Origin of the sequence: Microbispora cellulosiformans (genome assembly GCF_008728085.1) — a bacterium.
GTDB classification, from domain to species: domain Bacteria; phylum Actinomycetota; class Actinomycetes; order Streptosporangiales; family Streptosporangiaceae; genus Microbispora; species Microbispora amethystogenes.
Window position 1 is genome coordinate 396,478 of record NZ_VYTZ01000004.1, and the last position, 17,003, is coordinate 413,480.

At 72.6% G+C, this 17,003-nt stretch carries 18 protein-coding genes; 11 read left to right on the forward strand and 7 right to left on the reverse strand.

Annotated elements, in window-relative coordinates; translation table 11 throughout:
• The first annotated feature begins 19 nt into the window (after positions 1-19).
• Complete coding sequence (locus F5972_RS12995; protein ID WP_150933713.1) at positions 20-568, forward strand: dihydrofolate reductase family protein; 549 nt, start codon at positions 20-22, stop codon at positions 566-568.
• Positions 569-692: 124 nt separating this feature from the next.
• Here the strand turns inward: F5972_RS12995 and F5972_RS13000 are convergent, their stop codons facing one another.
• On the reverse strand, positions 693-1,139 hold the full coding sequence (locus tag F5972_RS13000; RefSeq protein WP_150933714.1) for an Lrp/AsnC family transcriptional regulator: 447 nt from the start codon (positions 1,137-1,139) through the stop codon (positions 693-695).
• Between the two features lie 92 nt (positions 1,140-1,231).
• Between F5972_RS13000 and F5972_RS13005 the strand changes: the two genes are divergently transcribed.
• From F5972_RS13005 to F5972_RS13015, 3 genes are read left to right on the forward strand one after another with little or no spacing between them, the layout of a single operon-like run.
• A complete protein-coding gene (locus tag F5972_RS13005) occupies positions 1,232-2,083 on the forward strand; it encodes an LLM class flavin-dependent oxidoreductase (protein ID WP_150933715.1) in 852 nt (283 codons plus the stop codon).
• The gene (locus F5972_RS13010) at positions 2,080-2,505 is read left to right on the forward strand and encodes a nucleoside deaminase (protein ID WP_150933716.1); all 426 of its coding nucleotides are present in this window, start codon (positions 2,080-2,082) and stop codon (positions 2,503-2,505) included. Before F5972_RS13005 ends, F5972_RS13010 begins: the two co-directional genes overlap by 4 nt.
• Positions 2,506-2,539: 34 nt before the next feature.
• Positions 2,540-3,415 carry a DUF72 domain-containing protein gene (locus tag F5972_RS13015; RefSeq protein ID WP_150933717.1) on the forward strand — a complete coding sequence of 292 codons (876 nt, stop codon included), beginning with the start codon at positions 2,540-2,542 and terminating at the stop codon, positions 3,413-3,415.
• Between the two features lie 20 nt (positions 3,416-3,435).
• Here F5972_RS13015 and F5972_RS13020 read toward each other — a convergent pair whose 3' ends face one another.
• The 4 genes from F5972_RS13020 to F5972_RS13035 all read right to left on the reverse strand — a co-directional run bounded on the left by F5972_RS13020 (position 3,436) and on the right by F5972_RS13035 (position 6,483).
• Entirely contained in the window at positions 3,436-4,590 is a 1,155-nt protein-coding gene (locus F5972_RS13020) for a methyltransferase (protein WP_150933718.1), read from the reverse strand.
• A gap of 68 nt (positions 4,591-4,658) precedes the next feature.
• Positions 4,659-5,387, reverse strand: a complete 729-nt coding sequence (locus tag F5972_RS37185) for a hypothetical protein (RefSeq protein ID WP_191910088.1) — start codon at positions 5,385-5,387, stop codon at positions 4,659-4,661.
• Positions 5,384-5,722 carry a PadR family transcriptional regulator gene (locus tag F5972_RS13030; RefSeq protein WP_150933719.1) on the reverse strand — a complete coding sequence of 113 codons (339 nt, stop codon included), beginning with the start codon at positions 5,720-5,722 and terminating at the stop codon, positions 5,384-5,386. Before F5972_RS13030 ends, F5972_RS37185 begins: the two co-directional genes overlap by 4 nt.
• A 26-nt stretch (positions 5,723-5,748) precedes the next feature.
• Positions 5,749-6,483, reverse strand: a complete 735-nt coding sequence (locus F5972_RS13035; protein ID WP_150933720.1) for a CPBP family intramembrane glutamic endopeptidase — start codon at positions 6,481-6,483, stop codon at positions 5,749-5,751.
• 138 nt (positions 6,484-6,621) lie between these two features.
• Here F5972_RS13035 and F5972_RS13040 point away from each other — a divergent pair, with 138 nt between their 5' ends.
• Both F5972_RS13040 and F5972_RS13045 read left to right on the forward strand, forming a co-directional pair.
• Positions 6,622-7,269 carry a PadR family transcriptional regulator gene (locus tag F5972_RS13040; RefSeq protein WP_150933721.1) on the forward strand — a complete coding sequence of 216 codons (648 nt, stop codon included), beginning with the start codon at positions 6,622-6,624 and terminating at the stop codon, positions 7,267-7,269.
• Between the two features lie 168 nt (positions 7,270-7,437).
• Positions 7,438-8,106, forward strand: a complete 669-nt coding sequence (locus F5972_RS13045; RefSeq protein ID WP_150933722.1) for a class I SAM-dependent methyltransferase — start codon at positions 7,438-7,440, stop codon at positions 8,104-8,106.
• Between the two features lie 105 nt (positions 8,107-8,211).
• On the opposite strand, the gene F5972_RS13050 is transcribed toward F5972_RS13045, so the two are convergent.
• Positions 8,212-8,736 carry an SRPBCC family protein gene (locus F5972_RS13050; protein WP_150933723.1) on the reverse strand — a complete coding sequence of 175 codons (525 nt, stop codon included), beginning with the start codon at positions 8,734-8,736 and terminating at the stop codon, positions 8,212-8,214.
• 92 nt (positions 8,737-8,828) lie between these two features.
• Positions 8,829-10,085 (reverse strand): MFS transporter, encoded by a 1,257-nt coding sequence (locus tag F5972_RS13055; RefSeq protein ID WP_150933724.1) that lies wholly within the window; start codon positions 10,083-10,085, stop codon positions 8,829-8,831.
• 275 nt (positions 10,086-10,360) lie between these two features.
• Here F5972_RS13055 and F5972_RS13060 point away from each other — a divergent pair, with 275 nt between their 5' ends.
• From F5972_RS13060 to F5972_RS13080, 5 genes are all read left to right on the forward strand, one after another.
• On the forward strand, positions 10,361-11,974 hold the full coding sequence (locus F5972_RS13060; protein ID WP_150933725.1) for a PP2C family protein-serine/threonine phosphatase: 1,614 nt from the start codon (positions 10,361-10,363) through the stop codon (positions 11,972-11,974).
• Positions 11,974-12,363, forward strand: coding sequence for an STAS domain-containing protein (locus F5972_RS13065; RefSeq protein WP_150933726.1), 390 nt, complete (start codon positions 11,974-11,976; stop codon positions 12,361-12,363). Before F5972_RS13060 ends, F5972_RS13065 begins: the two co-directional genes overlap by 1 nt.
• 117 nt (positions 12,364-12,480) lie before the next feature.
• On the forward strand, positions 12,481-12,957 hold the full coding sequence (locus tag F5972_RS13070) for a hypothetical protein (protein WP_150933727.1): 477 nt from the start codon (positions 12,481-12,483) through the stop codon (positions 12,955-12,957).
• Positions 12,954-14,129, forward strand: coding sequence for a zinc-dependent alcohol dehydrogenase (locus F5972_RS13075; RefSeq protein ID WP_150933728.1), 1,176 nt, complete (start codon positions 12,954-12,956; stop codon positions 14,127-14,129). The genes F5972_RS13070 and F5972_RS13075 overlap by 4 nt, the downstream gene beginning before the upstream one ends.
• A 476-nt stretch (positions 14,130-14,605) precedes the next feature.
• A complete protein-coding gene (locus F5972_RS13080) occupies positions 14,606-16,897 on the forward strand; it encodes a HelD family protein (protein ID WP_150933729.1) in 2,292 nt (763 codons plus the stop codon).
• Positions 16,898-17,003 lie beyond the last annotated feature (106 nt).

Genomic DNA, 17,003 nt, shown 5'->3' on the forward strand with positions numbered 1-17,003 from the left:
GCAAAAGGGGAACGGAGCAATGGCGAAGATCGTTTCGAGTTTCTTCATCTCGCTGGACGGCGTGGTCGAGTCGCCGGACCAGTGGCACTTCCCGTACTGGAGCGACGAGATGGGCGCCGTCGTCCAGGCGGGCATGCAGAACGCCGCGGGCTTCCTGATGGGCCGCACGCTGTACGACGAGTGGTCCGCCTACTGGACGACGACCGACCAGGACCCCGAGGTGGCGGCGGCTTTCAACAACGCCCGCAAGTGGGTCGTGTCGAACACGCTGGAGAGGGCGGACTGGTCCAACACCACCCTCGTCTCCGGTGACGTCGCGGGCAGGCTGCGCGAACTCAAGGAACAGATCACCGAAGGCGACATCCAGATGTCCGGCAGCGCGACGACCGTGCGATGGCTGCTGGCCGAGGGGCTGCTCGACGAGTTGAACCTGCTCGTCCACCCGATCGTCGTCGGCCGCGGCCGGCGGCTGTTCGAGGACGGCCCGACGCACAAGCTGAAGCTGGTCAGGTCCGAGACGTTCAAGACCGGGGTGCTGCACCTGTCCTTCGTCCCCGACGCCGGCTGACCGGCGCCCGCCGACCGGTGCCCGCCGCACGCGCCGCCGTGGAACGGATCTTCTGATCAGGGCGGTGCGCCGCAGACGGCCCGGGGTGTCCGTCGCGCCGGACTCGCCCGCCGCTGTGCCGTCTTCAGGTGGCGTGCGGGCCGCGGTACTGGAGCGTCTCGCTGTAGACGATGTTGGTGGTGGTGCTGCCGAACCGCGCCAGCTCGTCCACGACCTTCTCCAGGTGGGCCATGGAGGTGGCCGCGACCTTGAGCGTGTAGCAGTCATCGCCGGTGGTGCGCAGGCACTCCAGGATCTCCATGCGCTCGCCCAGCAGCCGGTGCAGCGGCTCGTGCCTGCTGCCCGGATACTTGAGCCGCACCACGGCGAGCACGGCGTATCCGGCCTTTCCCAGATCGACGACGGCGCGGTAACCCCTGATGACGCCGACCGCCTCCAGTCGGCGCACCCGCTCGGTCGTCGCGGAGGCGCTCAGGCTCACCCGCCGGGCCAGCTCGGTGAGCGGTACGCGGCCGTCGCGTTGCAGCTCGGCGAGAATGGACCAGTCCGTCGGGTCAAGACTCTCGGCCATTCGCCGAATCTACCGGGGAATCCACGGCGGAACCACCGTCAAGCAGGGAATTCTTCCTTCCCGATGGTGTGGCCGGACAATAGCCTGGACCGGTGAAACTAGGTGTCAACGTCCCGAACTTCGGGCCGGGCACCCGGCCGGACGTGCTGCGCGGCTGGGCGGAGACGGCGGAGGATCTCGGGTTCGACCTGCTCATGGTCTCCGATCACGTCGTCGTGACCCCCGATGTCGCCGGGCAGTATCCGGCGCCGTTCTACGAGCCGTTCACCACGCTGTCCTGGCTGGCCGGGATCACCACGAGGATCGGGCTCGGCACCACCGTGCTCATCGTGCCCTACCGGCACCCGCTGCTCACGGCCCGGATTGCGGCCAACCTCCAGCAGCTCAGCGGAGGCCGCCTGACCCTCGGGGTGGGCGTGGGCTGGGCGCGGCAGGAGTTCGAGGCGCTCGGCGTGCCGTACGAGCGGCGCGGCGCGCTGACCGACGAGCACCTGCGGGCGATCCGCCGGGCGTGGCGGAACGAGGAGGACTACCGGGCCGGGCACATCCCGATCTGGATCGGCGGCGGCAGCGACGCCGCCCTCCGCAGGGCGGTGCTCCTCGGCGACGCGTGGCACCCGCTGCGCTTCACCCTCCCGTGGCTGGACGAGCGGATGGACCGGCTGGCCGCCATCGCGGCGGGCCTGGAGCGTCCCGCCCCCGCGTTCGCCCCGCGCATCCTGCTGCGGCTCACCGACACCCCCGTGACGGGCGCGGAACGCCGGGCCGGCGAGGGCACCGTCGCCCAGGTCCTCGACGACCTGGAACGGCTGCGCCTCCTCGGCGCCGAGACTGTCCTGCTCGATCCCTTCCGCGGGGACCCCGATGAGACAAACCATCCGGAGGCGGCCTGGCGCATGCTCGCGACGGTGGCCGCCGCCCGTACGAGAACGGAGCACCCGTGACACCGGACGAAGAAAACCTCCTCCGCAGGGCGATCGAGTTGGCCGCGGCGGCCCGGGAGGATGGGAACCCGCCGTTCGGCTCGCTGCTCGTGGGCCCGGACGGCGGCGTCCTCGCCGAGGAGTGCAACACCTCGCTCACGGATTCGGATATCACCGCCCATCCGGAGTTGAAGCTCGCGCGCTGGGCCGCCCGCGAGCTCGACCCCGCCACCGCGGCCGGCACGACCATGTTCACGAGCTGCCAGCCGTGTGGCATGTGCGCGGGGGCCATCGAGCGCTCCGGGCTCGGCCGTGTCGTCTTCGCGCTCTCCACCGAGCAACTCGGCACGCTGAAGCCGCCGACCAGCCCGTCGTCCTTCCGTCAGGAGGGGCCGGCGTTGTTCGACGAGGCGCGGGTCCCCGTCGAGGGGTACTACACCTGACGATTTCCGGTGACGCTTCGATAGCGTCGGGGGCATGCGGCTTCATGTGGGATGCGCGATGTGGACGCACAAGCCCTGGCAGGGGCGCCTCCTGCCGCATCCGCTCCCGCCCGGAGAGCGCCTGCGGGCCTACGCGACCTGGTGCAACGCGGTCGAGGGCAACACCACCTTCTACGCGACGCCCGCGCGGGCCACGGTGGAGACCTGGGCCGGGCAGACCGGCCCGGACTTCCGCTTCGTGGTCAAGCTGCCCAAGTCGATCACTCACGAACGCCGCCTCACCGGCGCCGAGGACGAGGTGCGCGCGTTCTTCGACGCGATCGAGCCGCTGGGTCCGCGCGCCCACACCCTGTGGATACAGCTTCCCGGCTCGTTCGGGCCCGCCGACGCGGGGGTCCTCGGGACCTTCCTCGCCCGGCTTCCCCGTTCCCACCGGTACGGCGTGGAGGTGCGGCACCGCGCGTTCTTCGACGACCCGCGGGCCGTACGGCTCCTGGAGGCCGTCCTGGAGGGCGCCGGCGCGGAGTGGATCCCGTTCGACACGACCGTGCTGTTCAGGAGCCCGCCGACGAGCGACGCCGAGCGCGACGCCTGGACGAAGAAGCCGCGCGTGCCCCTGCGCGCCGCGGCCCTCACCGACCGGCCGGTGGTCCGCTACCTCGGCCGCGACGACCAGGCGCGTACGGTCGAGGGCTGGCGCCACTGGGTGGACACCGTGGCCGGGTGGCTGCGCGAGGGCCGCTCGCCGACGGTGTTCGTGCACACTCCCGACAACGCCGACGCGCCGACTCTCGCCCGCCTGTTCCACGACGAGGTGCGGGCCGAGGTGCCCGGCGTCGAGCCGCTGCCGGAACCGCTGTCCGGGCGACTCGGCGAGCAGGCCAAGGACGAGCCGCTCACCCTGTTCTGATCAGTTCCCTACGGCTTGCATCACTTCTTGACGGCGCGCAGCAGGACGAACTTCGGGTCGCTCGCGACGACCTCGCAGTTGCCGAAGAGCCTGCGCAGCTTGACGTGGTAGCCGAGGTGGCGGTTGCCCACCACCCACAGTTCGCCGCCCCGCCGCAAGCCCGCGCGGGCGCCGTTGAACATCCGCCAGGCGGTCGCGTCGGTCCGGCCGCGGTGGCTGTGGAACGGCGGGTTGTTGAGCACCAGGTCCGCCGTGCCCGGCGGGAAGCCCGCCATGCCGTCGGCCGCCGTGAACCGCGCGACCGCGCCCGCCGGGGCGTTCGCCAGGAACGTCGCCTCCGCCGAGGCCAGCGCCTGGTACGACTCGTCGACGAACGTCACCTCGGCGTCCGGATTGGACAACGCCGCGGCGAGCCCGATCACCCCGTTGCCGCAGCCGAGGTCGACGACGTGCTCCGCCCCCGTACGCGCGGGCAGGTTGCGGAGGAGCAGACGGGTGCCCGCGTCGAGCCGGTCGGCGCTGAAGACCCCGGCGTGGCTGACGACGGTCAGGCCGGAGACCACCCCCGCGTCGGCGGGCAGGCGGAGGCTCCGCGGCCACGGATCGGCCTTCCGGAGCGGCCCGGACTCCGGTGCGCAGAAGATCAGCCGGGCCTTCTTCACGGCCAGGGAGGTCCTGGTCGGCCCGAGGATGCGTTCGAACAATCGCAGCGTCGAGGTGTGGATCTCGGTGACCATCCCCGCGCCGACGACCACGGTGCCGGTATGCACGGCCGGGGCGAGGCGGTGCAGCTGGTCCTCCAGGAGCGCGAGGCTCTTCGGCACCCGCACCAGCAGCACGTCGATCCGCTCCGGCGGCGCCTCCCTGGTCGTGCGCAGCCGTACGGCGTCGGCCGGCAGGCCGTTCCGCTCCAGGTTGGCGAGGGTCGCCCGCCGGCCGAGGAAGGAGTCGCTGATCTGGACGGGATCGTGCCCGGCGAGCGCGGTGACCAGGGCGCCCCACCGGTCGCCCAGCACGACCACGCTCCCCGACAGGTCAACCGGCCCGTCCTCACGCTCGTCGAGGTGACGCAGCAGGTATTCGTCGGCGGCGTCCCACGCGCGCAGCGGGTCGCGGGGATCCTCGGGGAAGCGGGCGAGGGCGAAGTCCCCGCGCGCTGTCGTCAGGCGCTCCATCCCGCCCCAGGCTAGTGCCCCTCCCGCCCGGGTCTCCTCCACGCCGCGGTGTCCGTACGGCGGGCGGCTCAGCCGCGGCGGCGGGCGCTCCACCACAGCACCAGCGCCAGGATCGCGATCGTGGTGCAGCCTCCGGCGGCCAGCCCCGCGAAGAAGTCCGCCCCCTCACCGCCGGCCGTCCCCTCACCGCCGGACCGCCCCACCAGAAGCCACAGCGCGACGAGGACGATCAGGAGCGCGGCCGTCACGACGTAGAACTGTCGGCTGAAGAAGATGCTCCGCGCCGGGGCCGCGGGCGGGGAGTCGATCTGCGCGGCCGGTCCCACGCTGGCGGCCTTGGGCCGTTTGAAGTATTCGAAGCAGACCCAGGTGCCGCAGGGCTCCCAGCCCTCGGGCGCGAGGCGCGCGGCCGGCGTCCGGGCGCCGCCCGGTGTGACCCGTTCTCTGCGGTACTCCCACCGTTGCGGGCGCTCCGGGTCGCGGTGGCTGACGAACCTGCCGAGGGCGTCGACCCGGTCGACCTCCCAGCCCTGGTCGCCGAGCCTGGCCAGCATCTGCCGGTCGGCGAAGACGTCGGCGGTCCACCGCCACTCGGTCGCGCCCGCCGCGTCCGCCTCGGGCGAGCGCGCCGCCAGCAGCTGCTCGGCGAACCGGTCGACCGGCCCGAACTCCTCCTCCGGGTCCGCTCCGGTCTCGTCGGCGTACGACGCGAGGTCGGCGACGATGGCTCCGGCCTGCTCGTCCGGCACGCCGCCCGCGCGCAGCAGCGCGGTGAGCTCGTCGAGGTAGCCGGTCACTTCAGTCCTCCCGAGGCCAGCATGGTGCGTACGGACTCGTCGAACGCCAGCCACAGGCGGCCCTGCTCGGCGAGCGTCTGCCGGCCCTGCTCCGTCAGCCGGTAGTAACGCCGCCCGGGGCCCCGCTCGGTCACCCGGAACTCGGCCGACACCAGGCCCGCCTCCTCCAGCCGGTTGAGCACCGGATACAGCGTGCCGCCCCTGATCTGGCCGAGTCCCGAGGCGGCGAGCGTCTTGGCGATCTCGTAGCCGTAGTTCTCGCCCTCGGTCAGGCTGGCCAGCACCAGCAGATCGAGGACTCCCTTGAGCCAGCTCGCCCGGCGGTCGGTCGCCATGCGCCCATCCTCGCACGGTAGCTGTGCTACCTAGACGGCTCGCCGACCTCCTCCTGCACCGGCGGGGGCGTGAGCACCAGGCCCCGGAGGTCGATCAGGACGTGCGCCACGATCGGCAGCAGCAGGCTGTCGGTGGCGAGGTACATGGCGGTGAACCAGAACCCGAGGAGGGACACCGCGGCCATGCCCTTCCAGCCCTGGTAGAAGTGGCCCGCCACGAACGCCGCGAGGGCGAGGAACGCGGCCACGGCCTGGTTCAGGCCCAGGACGCCGACGCCGAGCGCGATGAGCAGGCCGCGGTAGACGACCTCCTCGCAGACGCCCGCGGTGACGGCCATGGCGACCGCGTGCCGCCGCTCGGAGGAGGTGCGCGGCAGCAGGGCCGCCACGGCTTCCTGACCGCGTACGGCGCGGCCGGACCGCGCGGCGTGGCGGAGCACCAGCGAGCCGGCCAGCAGGGCGCAGCCCAGGCCGCCCGCCATCGCCGCGACCTTCCCGAGGTCGTCGGGCCGGGCGAGGCCCAGGTCATGGGGGCCGGCGCCCGGTGACAGCGCCAGGATCAGCGCCGTCACGGCGATCCAGGCCCACTCCTCGCCGATCCACAGCCGGTAGGCCCGGACCAGCGCCCGGGGGTCGCCGGCGCGGCGCCGGGCCAGCCGGTCGTACTGGCGTCTGCCGAGCCAGGGGGAGACGAAGGCCAGGTAGGCCGTCAGCGGCGCCGCCAGGAACAGGCTCGGGACCGTGAAGCTCGGAACGGTCATGACCAGCCGCCCTTTCTACGTCAGATGACGATCTAGACGATAGAGCGAGCTAGTTAGGAATGCAATCTACAATCCCTCGACGGAGAGTTACTCGTCTGCGTATACTCGCGAACGAGTAGTCAAGGTGAGGTGGGGGCGATGGCCGGACGGCGGAAGGTGAACAACCTGCTGGGTCTGGCGGTGCTCTCGACGGTCGTCCAGCGCCCCATGCATCCGTACGAGATGGCCACCCTGATGCGCGCCCGCGGCAAGGACCGCGACATGGGCGTGAAGTGGGGGTCGCTCTACACGGTGGTGCGCAACCTGGAGAAACACGGGTTCCTGGAGGTGGAGGGGACCGTGCGCGAGGGGGCGCACCCCGAGCGCACGATCTACCGCATCACCGACGCCGGGCGGGCCGAGCTGGCCGACTGGGTACGCGACCTGATCGCGGACCCCGAGCCCGAACGGCCGAGGTTCGAGGCCGCCCTGTCGGTGTGCGGAGTGCTTCCGCCGGACGAGCTGACCGGCCTGCTGCGGCGCCGGCTGGCCCTGCTGGAGGAGGACGTCGCCGCGCAGCGGGAGGCCCTCGCCGAGTGGCGCCGGGAGACGCCGCGGCTGTTCCTCGTCGAGGCGGAGTACGACCTGGCCGTCCGTGAGGCGGAGGCCGCGTGGATCCGGTCCTTCGTCGAGGAGCTGACCAGCGGGGCCTTCCCCGACCTGCCCATGTGGCGGGCCTGGCACGAGTCGGGGCGGATGCCGCCCGAGATGGCCGAACTCGCCGAAAGGGGCCTCACCCCGGACTGAACCCCATGAGCGAACCCCGGCGTGGTGCGGGAACACCTCGCCGGGGTCGCGACCCTCGAACCGAAACCCGCGGACGGATCCGGTCACAAGGTTGGCAACCGCAAGGATAGCCGGGCTCCCTCCACGGGCCGGTTCGGACACCCGTACGAACCGACACCGGAGGAGACGATGGAGAAGATCACGCAGAAGCAGGCGCCCGGCATGGAGGGCGCGATGGCCCGGTGGTACGCGCGCCAGCGCGCCTCCGCGCCCCAGCTGGCCGCCGTACGGCGGTTCGCGGCGGAGGTCACGACGGGTCTGCCCGCGGGGGCGGCCGTCCTGGAGGTGGCCCCCGGCCCGGGTCATCTGGCCGTGGAGATGGCCCGGCTCGGGTTCGCGGTGACCGGGCTCGACCTCAGCCGCACGTTCGTGGAGATCGCGACCGGCAACGCCCGCCGGGCGGGGGTGCGCGTCGACGTGCTGCACGGCGACGCCGCCGGCCTCCCGTTCCCCGATCGCTCCTTCGACCTGGTCGTCTGCCAGGCCGCCTTCAAGAACTTCGGACGGCCCGTGCGCGCCCTCGACGAGATGCACCGGGTGCTGCGCCCCGGTGGCCGGGCGGTGATCCACGACATGAGCCGGGAGGCGACCCGGGCCGCCGTCGACGAGGAGATCAGGGGCATGGGGCTCACGCCGCTGAACGCCCTCATGACGAAGGTGCCGCTGCTCGCGCTGCGCCGCCGCGCCTACTCCCGCGACCTGTTCGCCCGCCTCGCCGCCGAGAGCGCGTTCAGGACCTGTGAGATCCGTACGGAGGGCATCAGCGTCGAGGTCCGGCTGACCAGACCGGCCCCCTAAGGCCGGCCGGCTCCGGGGCGGGCGCTCCCAGCTCCGCCCCGGGGCTGTTCCGAAGCCGGGCCGTGCTCGCTCTGCGTTGCTCTGTGCTTGCGCTGTGCGCCGAGGTCAGGCGTACGCGGCCGTTATCGCCTTCAGCGTCTCGGTCATGTGCCTGCGCAACTCGCCCAGCCGTACGTCGAGGATGACCGGCGCCATCTCCGGGTTGGCGGCCATGATCCTGCGCAGTTCGCTGTTCCCGGGGCCGTGCTCGAAGGTGTGCCGCACCCGGGTCCGCCCGGGGGCGTCGCCGGGCTCCAGGTCGTAGCGCCAGAACGACGAGGGGCGTTCGGGGTCGTGGGCGTCGTCGAGCACCACCCAGGCGAACGAGTGCGGGGGCGTCACCTCGGTGACCAGGCAGTTCACCGTCCAGACCAGGTTCTCGCGGCGGTTGCGTCCCTCGAAGCGGGTGCCCACCGCGACCCGTCTCCCGCCCCCGTCCACAGTGCCGTCCAACAGGGCGGTGTGCTCGCACTCCGGGCTCCACTCGCTCACCCGGTGGACGGCGGTGACGAGGTCCCACAGCCGCTCGGGCGGCAGGTCGACGACGACCTCCAGATCCACCCGCGCGCCGGTGATGCCATAGTCGTCCATGCTGACCTCCGTGTGGGGCGTCCTGTCCCCTCACACCCTGGACGAAAGCCGCGCCGGTGAACAGAGCGGTTACGCGCTCGTGACGCGCGCAGTCAGGACGCGGCGGGTACGGCCGCGGTCTCCTCGTCGGCGACCCGCAGCCCGCGTACGCCGGGGGCCAGCAGCGCGGTCAGCGTGACCAGGACGATGATCGCGCCGCAGGCGACCAGCGCCGGGCGCGGCCCCACCGCGATGGCCACCGGCCCGGCCAGCAGCAGGCCGAGCGGCCCGAACATCAGGGACCCGAGCGCGTCGTAGGAACTCACCCGCGACAGCGACTCGGCCGGGATCTCGCGCTGCATCGTGGTCTGCCACAGCACGCCGAAGATGTCGAAGCACACGCCCATCACGAACGCCCCGCCCACGACCGTCCACAGCGGCGCGTCCAGGCCGAGCAGCACGTACGGCGCGGCGGTCGGCAGCGTGAGCAGCGTGGCGACCAGGATGGGCCGCCGGGGGCGCAGGCGCAGCGTGACGACCACCCCCACGATCATGCCGACGGCCTCGCCCGCGAGGACGGCCGACCAGGCGGGCGCCCCGCCCAGCGACTCCTTGGCGACGAGCGGCCCGAGCACGCCGTGGGAGGCCTGCAGCGCCATGACCAGGATCGAGAACTGGGCGACGACCACCCACAGCCACTGGCGGGAGACGAACTCGCGCCAGCCGTCCCGCAGTTCGGCCGGCACCGAGTGCCCGCCGCCCGCCGCGCGCTCGGCGGGGGTGAGCCGCACCAGCGCGATCAGCACGGCGGCCACGGCGAACATCGCCCCGCTGACGATCAGCGCCCAGCCGCTCCCCAGCAGGACCACGGCGGCGCCGCTCAGCACCAGGCCGGCGACACGGGAGACGTTCTGGCCCAGCCCCAGCAGCGCGTTCGCGGTCTGCAGCCGGTCGGCGGGCACCACGTCCGGGATGATGCCGGTCAGGGCGGGGAACAGGACCGCGGCGGCGATGCCGCTCACCGCGCTCGCGATCACGAGGACGGGCAGCGGCGTCCAGCCGGTGAGCATCATCGCCGCCAGGCAGAAGTACGCCGCCGCGTTGAGCGACTCGCCCACCATCATGACCCGGTGGCGCGGCAGCCGGTCGGCGATCACGCCGCCGACGAGGATGAACAGCACCATCGGCAGCGCCTCGGCGGTGAGCACGACCGACAGTGTCGTGGCGGTCGCGCCAGGAAGGCCGAGCACGCCGAAGGCGAGGGCCACCGGCGCGAAGGCGGTGCCGAGTACGGAGATCGTCCGGGCCGCCAGCAGCAGGGCGAACCGCCGATCCCCGAGCAGGCCGAGATCGCGGCGCACGCCGGCCATGTGAGAACTCCGGGAGACGGGGTGGACGTGGAGAAGAGGGAACATGGAGAGGAGAGACGTGAAGAAGAGGCGACAGCCCATCGTGCCGCTCCGGCACCCGTCCGTCACTTCATTTATCGCCGCGCGCCGCCGGAAGCCGCCGGGGATTCGCCCTGGCCACCTCGGTTGATCTGCGGAGTACTTCCCGGGGAGACCAAGTGGGGTCCAGCGCCTATCCTTGGCAGGGAGGGGTAGTCTCGGCGGGACGACAAGGGCGATTCTTCCGGCATCGGCCCTTGAGCGTTCCGAGGAAGGTGGACGGCGGGTTCATGGGCGGAGGTGATCGCATCCTGCGGCTGACCCCTGTGAACAGTTCGCCTGACGGTTCCGGCGAACTCCCGCGGGAAGCCGTCGTCTCCCTCCTGCAGGCCACGCTCGACGCGATGCCGACCCAGGGCGTCTGGCAGCTGCCGATCCGCGACCCGGCCGGAGCCGTCGTCGACTTCGAGGTGCTCGCGGCGAGCCCGGAGGCCCGCGACATCAAGGACCGCGTCGGCAAGGAGCTCGTCGGCCTGCGCATGCTGGAGGGGTACCCGAGCGTCGCCGGCTCGCCGCTGTGGGAGGCCTGCCTGCGGGTCCTGGCGACCGGGGAGGCCGAGGACGTCTCTCCCTACGTCCACAGGGAGGACGACGACGGCGTCCCCTACCTCTCCACCTACAGCGTCCGCGTGGCCGCGTTGCAGGGCGGCGTCTTCCTGTCCTGGGTGCGCCACGACAGGGAGGAGCGGCTGTCCACCCGGCTGCTGCACACCGAGCGCCTCGGTCACCTGGGATGGGGCCACTGGAGCCTGGTGACCGGCGAGGTCGAGTGGTCCGACCAGCTCTACGTGATCCACGGGCGTGACGTGGCCGACGGCCCCTTCCCCCTGGAGCACTACCGCGAGATCGCCCACCCCGACGACGTGCCCGTCGTCGACCACGCGCTCTCCACGCTCGTGGAGAGCGGCGGGCCGCACGAGTTCGAGCTGCGCATCCGCGTCGACGGGGAGTACCGGCACGTCAGGACCACGGCCGAGGTCACCAGGGACGCCGCGGGGCGGCCCGTCGAGATCCACGGCGTGGTCCAGGACGTCACCGACTGGCGCAGGACCGCCGACGAACTGGCGGAGGTCAGCCAGCGCCTGGAGGAGGAGTCGCAGCTCACGGCGCGCCTGCAGAGCATCATCCTGCCGGTGCAGGACGCCGTGCCCGGGCTGCAGCTCGGCGTGCGGTACTTCCCCGCCGAGACGGCCCCGCTGGGCGGCGACTGGTACCAGGCCATCCACCTCGACAACGAGGAGGCGCTGCTGGCCGTCGGCGACGTCGCCGGGCACGGCCTCGCCGCGGCCTCCGCCATGGCGAAGCTGCGGCACGCGATCACCGGGCTGGCCTTCGCCGACCACGACCCGGCGCAGATCCTCGTCGCGCTGAACCGGCTGCTGCGGCGGATGCGGCCCGACGTGCTCGCCACGGCGGTGGTCGCGCGCTACCGGGTCGAGGACCGCACGCTCACGTGGACCCACGCGGGCCACCCCCCGATGCTGCTGGTGCGGGGTGACAAGGTGCACCGGCTGCTGCATCCCGGCGTCCTCCTCGGAGTCTTCGAGAGCGTGACCTACACGTGCGCGCAGGTCCGGCTGGAGCCGGACGACCTGCTCCTGATGTTCACCGACGGCCTCATCGAACGACCGGGCCGGGACCTGTTCGAGGGTTTGGACATCCTCAGCGCGGCCATATCGGAGGTCGTGCCGAAAGTGCCTCCGGACGGGAGGGTGGCGGCCGTCATGGAGGTCCTCGCCCCGAGCAACACCGGCGACGACACCTGCATCCTCGTCGCGCGCATCATGCCGAACGCCTTGGAAGTGTCCTGATGGCCGAACTCCATATCTCGACAGAGCCGATCACCTCCGACGCCGGAGACGGCGGGAGCAGCGGAAGCCTCGGAGTGGTGACGGTGCGGGGCACGCTCGACTTCATCACCCACGAGGCGGCCTCCGAGCTCTTCGACAAGGCCTTCGCGCAGTACGGGCCGCACCTGGTGATGGACCTCCTGGGGCTCGACTTCCTGGACTCCAGGGCGACCGGCCTGCTGGTGAGCTGCTGGAAGCGCGCACTCGACGAAGGGGGCTGGCTGGCTCTCGTCGCGGTGGAGAAGGGCGCGGCACGCGCCCTGTGGATCACGGGCCTGGCGTCCCACGTCCCGGTCTTCCCCACCGTCGAGGCCGCTCTCGCCGCCGCTCCGCCGCGCGCCCCCCAATAACCGCCCCCCGATAGCCCCAACTCCTCCTCACGTGCCGCCACGGGCGGGATAGAGCCGCTGGGCACGGGTAGCACCCCGACAGGACGGCCGGGCCGGGGGCCTGGAGGGGGCGATGCCATGAAACGTCTCATCGCAGGCGCGGCGGCGCTCGCGGCCGCCGGCCTCGGAGTGGCGCGATGGGCCGCGGCGCGCGGCCGGACGCCCGTCCCGGCGAAGGACCCTCTCGCGGCCGGCCGCTGGCTCGGCGTCACGATCAACCGGCCGCCCGAGGATGTCGCTCCCGGCGAGAGGCTGCCCGAGCCGCTGACCCGCGTGGACGCGGAGGTGCGGATGAACCCGGCGCCGGGCGGCCGGGGCACGGAGCTCTACGCCCGCCCACGGGAGCGTACGGCGCGCGCCGAAGGCGCCCTGACCCGGCTGCGCGGCGAGGACTCGCGTACGGCGGTCCGCACGGCGCTGCGCGAGGCGAAGTCGCTGCTGGAGACGGGCGACGTGCTGCGGTCGGACGAGGAGGTCGCCACCACCCGGCCCACCCTGCCGGGAAAGGTCCTCGACCTGGCGCTCGGCCGGGCGTCGGAAGGGGGGCGGCTGTGAAGGCGGTGTGCTGGCAGGGCGTGAACGAGCTGTCGGTCGAGCGGGTGCCCGACCCCGCGATCCTCAACGCCCAGGACGCGATCGTGAAGGTGACGGCCAGCACCACCTGCGGCTCCGACCTGCACCTGCTCGGCGGCCACATCCCGGCGATGCGGGCGGGCGACGTCATCGGGCACGAGTTCCTCGGCGAGATCGTGGAGACCGGCCCGGAGGTGACCCGGCACCGGCCGGGCGACCGGGTGGTGGTCTGCTCGATCATCGGCTGCGGCCGCTGCTGGTCGTGCCGGCACGGCGACTGGTCCCTGTGCGAGAACAGCAACCCCAACCCGGGCATCACCGACCTGATGTGGGGCGGGTCGACGGCCGGGATCTTCGGCTACTCCCACGCGATGGGGGGCTTCCGGGGCAGCCACGCCGAGTACGTCCGGGTGCCCTTCGTCGACCACAACGCGTTCGCGGTGCCCGAGGGCGTCTCCGACATGGACGCCGTGTTCGCCTCCGACGCCGTCCCGACGGGATGGATGGGCGCCGACCTCGGCGGCGTACGGCCGGGCGACGTGGTCGCGGTGTGGGGCTGCGGCGGCGTCGGCCAGATGGCCGCCAAAGCCGCGATGCTCCTCGGCGCCGAACGGGTCGTCGCGATCGACCGCTACCCCGAACGGCTGGCCATGACCAGCCGCCACGTCGGCTGCGAGGTGGTCGACTACACGACGACCGACGTCGTCTCCGAACTGCGCGAGCGCACCGGCGGGCGGGGCCCGGACGTGTGCATAGAGGCCGTCGGCATGGAGGCGGACAGCACCGGCCTGCAGCGCGTGTACGACGGGGTCAAGCAGCGGCTCCGCCTGGAGCAGGACCGCCCGGCCGCCGTGCGGGAGGCGATCCACGCCTGCCGCACGGGCGGCTCGGTGTTCGTGCTCGGCGTCTTCGCCGGGTTCGTGGACAAGTTCCCGCTCGGCGCGCTGATGAACAAGGGCCTCACGCTACGGGGCGCGCAGCAGCACGGCCAGCGGTACATCCCGAAGCTGCTCGAACTGATCGGCCGGGGAGAGCTCAGACCGTCCCACCTCGCGACGCACACGATGACCCTCGACGAGGGGCCGAGGGGCTACGACCTGTTCAGGAACAAGAAGGACGGCTGCGTACGGGCCGTGTTCCGCCCCTGGATCTGAGTCCCTGGATCCGGGCTCTCGCCGGCCTGGGCAGGCGTGAAAGCGGCCCGCCGTCCCGTGAGGGACGGCGGGCGCGCGATCTCAGCGTACGGCTGGGGCGGCCAGCCGTTCCGCTTCCTGGTGCAGCGCCTCGATGAGGACGAACTCCAGCCGGAGCTCCTCGTCCACGAGGCTGTCGAGGACGTCCATCCGGGCCTCCTTGTTTCCAAGACGTCCCGCGGCGCGCGGTGGTTCACCGGGTGCCCGAACGAATCCGGGACGGGACGCAGGCGACTCCTCCGCTGGAGGACGGCTACCCAGGACAGGCCCGTCCTCACTCACATCCGTCACACGAATTGACTGAGGTCCCAGAGGTGGCCGCGAAGAAGAGGCGGAGAAGAGCCGCAAGGCATACGGAAACGGCCGACTGTGGCCTATAGTGAGAGGTTCGAAGTCATCTGCAAAACAGATCCCCTCGATAGGAGTTTATCACAAGGATGGGTGACCGTCAAACAGGCGCCGCTCGCGCCGAAGCCCTGCGGCGTGAACAGGAGTACGTCTCCATGCTGTACGAACGCCTCGACATCGCCCGCGACCGGGCGGGCCGCGGAATGCGCGCCGTACTGGCCCGGGGAGCCTCGGGAACCCGGCAGGCGCTCGTGGAGCGGGAGGTGGCGGCGGCCGAGCACGCCCGCCGGCACGCGCGGTTGTCGGCCGTCGAACGCGGCCTCTGCTTCGGCCGCGTCGACGACGGGGAGGGCCAGACCCTCTACATCGGGCGCGTCGGCCTCCGCGACGACGACCACACGTCCGTGCTCGTGGACTGGCGGGCCCCGGCCGCACGCCCCTTCTACGTCGCGACCCCCGGCGACCCCGAGGGTCTCGTACGCCGCCGTCACCTGCACACCCGGGACCGCAGGGTCGTGGGGATCGACGACGAGGTCTTCGACCTCGACCGGATGGCCGACGCCGACCGCCGTACGCTCGTCGGCGAGGCCGCCCTGCTCGCGGCGCTGCGGCGGGGGCGCACCGGCCGCATGGGCGAGGTCGTCGCGACGATCCAGCGGGAGCAGGACCGGGTGATCCGTTCGGGCCTGGCGGGGGCGCTGGTCGTGCAGGGCGGGCCGGGCACCGGCAAGACCGTCGCCGCGCTGCACCGCGCGGCGTACCTGCTCTACACGCACCGCGACACGCTGGAACGGCGCGGCATCCTCGTCGTCGCGCCCAACGCGACCTTCTCCCGGTACATCGGCCAGGTGCTCCCGGCCCTGGGCGAGACCCAGGTGGTGCTCACCAGCCTGGGCGGGCTCCATCCCGGGGTGCGGGCCGAGGCCGAGGACGGGCCGGCCACCGCCGTCGTGAAGGGCGACCCGCGCATGGCCCGCGTGATCGAGGAGGCCGTACGGGACCGCGAGCGCGTGCCGGACGGCGACCTGGAGGTGCGGATCCCCGTGCGCACGTCCCTGCGCGGCGGCGTGGAGGTGGTGGTCGAGGAGATGACGCTGCGGGTTGACCACGCCACCTGCCTGCGGGCCCGGGACCATGCCCGCGGCCTGCGGCGGCGGCACAACATCGCCCGTTGGGCCTTCGTCCGCCGGATCCTGCCGGCGCTGGCGCGCGACGAGGCCGAACAGCTCGACCGGCCGCTGGAGGACGGAGACCTGCGGTACGCCGCCACGGCCCTGTGGGAGCACCGGCCGGTGCGCGACGCGCTCGACGCCCTGTGGCCCGAGATCACCCCGGAGCGGCTCGTCCGCGAGTTGCTGTCCGACGAGGAGCGGCTGCGCGCCGCCGCCGGGCCGCACCTGACGGAGGACGAGCGCGCGGCGCTGCTGCGGCCACAGGAGGCGCCCTGGACCATCGGCGACGTGCCGCTGCTCGACGAGGCCGCCGAACTGCTCGGTGAGTACGACCACGGGGCGGGGGCGAGACGCCGCCGCGCGGAGGAGGAGCGGCGCGAGGAGGAGCTGTACGCCAGGGAGGTCCTGACCATCACCGATGCCGCCTCTGCGCTGGACGCCGCCTCGCTGGCCGGCCGGAACCGCGACGACGGGCCGTACGTCACGACCGCCGACCGCGCCGCGCACGACCGCACCTGGGCGTACGGGCACGTGATCGTGGACGAGGCGCAGGAGCTGTCGGCGATGGCGTGGCGGACGGTGATGCGGCGGGTCCCGGCCCGCTCCCTGACGGTCGTGGGCGACATCGCGCAGACCGGCGCGGCCGCCGGCGCCCGGTCCTGGGGCGAGATGCTCGACCCGTACGTGAAGGGGCGCTGGCGGGAGGAGCGCCTGCTGGTCAACTACCGGACCCCGGCGGAGATCATGGAGGTGGCGGCGGACGTGCTGCGGGCGGTGGAGCCCGGGCAGGAGCCGCCCGAGTCGGTCAGGCAGGGCGGCGCCCGCCCCCGCGCCGTGCCGGCCGCCGGGACCGACCTGCGGCGGCTGGTGGAGGAGGACCTGCGTGAGATCGGGGAGGGACGGGTGGGCGTCGTCACACCGGACGCCCGCCACGCCGAGGTCGCCGCGCTGTTTCCCGAGGCCGTCGATCCGCTGGACAGCCGGGTGGCCGTCCTGACCGTGCGCGGCTCCAAGGGCCTGGAGTTCGACGCCGTGGTCGTGGTCGACCCCGAGGGCATCCTGCGTCAGTCACCGAAGGGGGGCCAGGATCTGTACGTCGCGACCACGCGGGCGACGCGGCGGCTGACCGTGGTCCACGAGGGCACGCTGCCCGCCATGCTGCACCGCCTGGAACCCGCCGTGCAGCTTGGAGAGGCCGCGCCGTCTTGAACCGGGCCGTCTTGGGCTCCGGACACGCGAACGGCCGGCGTGGAGGACGCCGGCCGTATCGAGTGGCCCGGCCCGTCTGCTCGACGCGCACCCGGGCGGGCCGTGC

Bases quoted from the DNA above. Each gene is read 5' to 3' on its own strand.
- F5972_RS12995 (WP_150933713.1), top strand. From the start codon at position 20: ATGGCGAAGATCGTTTCGAGTTTCTTCATCTCGCTGGACGGCGTGGTC.
- F5972_RS13000 (WP_150933714.1), bottom strand. From the start codon at position 1,139: ATGGCCGAGAGTCTTGACCCGACGGACTGGTCCATTCTCGCCGAGCTG.
- F5972_RS13015 (WP_150933717.1), top strand. From the start codon at position 2,540: ATGCGGCTTCATGTGGGATGCGCGATGTGGACGCACAAGCCCTGGCAG.
- F5972_RS13020 (WP_150933718.1), bottom strand. From the start codon at position 4,590: ATGGAGCGCCTGACGACAGCGCGCGGGGACTTCGCCCTCGCCCGCTTC.
- F5972_RS13030 (WP_150933719.1), bottom strand. From the start codon at position 5,722: ATGGCGACCGACCGCCGGGCGAGCTGGCTCAAGGGAGTCCTCGATCTG.
- F5972_RS13035 (WP_150933720.1), bottom strand. From the start codon at position 6,483: ATGACCGTTCCGAGCTTCACGGTCCCGAGCCTGTTCCTGGCGGCGCCG.
- F5972_RS13040 (WP_150933721.1), top strand. From the start codon at position 6,622: ATGGCCGGACGGCGGAAGGTGAACAACCTGCTGGGTCTGGCGGTGCTC.
- F5972_RS13045 (WP_150933722.1), top strand. From the start codon at position 7,438: ATGGAGAAGATCACGCAGAAGCAGGCGCCCGGCATGGAGGGCGCGATG.
- F5972_RS13050 (WP_150933723.1), bottom strand. From the start codon at position 8,736: ATGGACGACTATGGCATCACCGGCGCGCGGGTGGATCTGGAGGTCGTC.
- F5972_RS13055 (WP_150933724.1), bottom strand. From the start codon at position 10,085: ATGGCCGGCGTGCGCCGCGATCTCGGCCTGCTCGGGGATCGGCGGTTC.
- F5972_RS13065 (WP_150933726.1), top strand. From the start codon at position 11,974: ATGGCCGAACTCCATATCTCGACAGAGCCGATCACCTCCGACGCCGGA.
- F5972_RS13070 (WP_150933727.1), top strand. From the start codon at position 12,481: ATGAAACGTCTCATCGCAGGCGCGGCGGCGCTCGCGGCCGCCGGCCTC.
- F5972_RS13080 (WP_150933729.1), top strand. From the start codon at position 14,606: ATGGGTGACCGTCAAACAGGCGCCGCTCGCGCCGAAGCCCTGCGGCGT.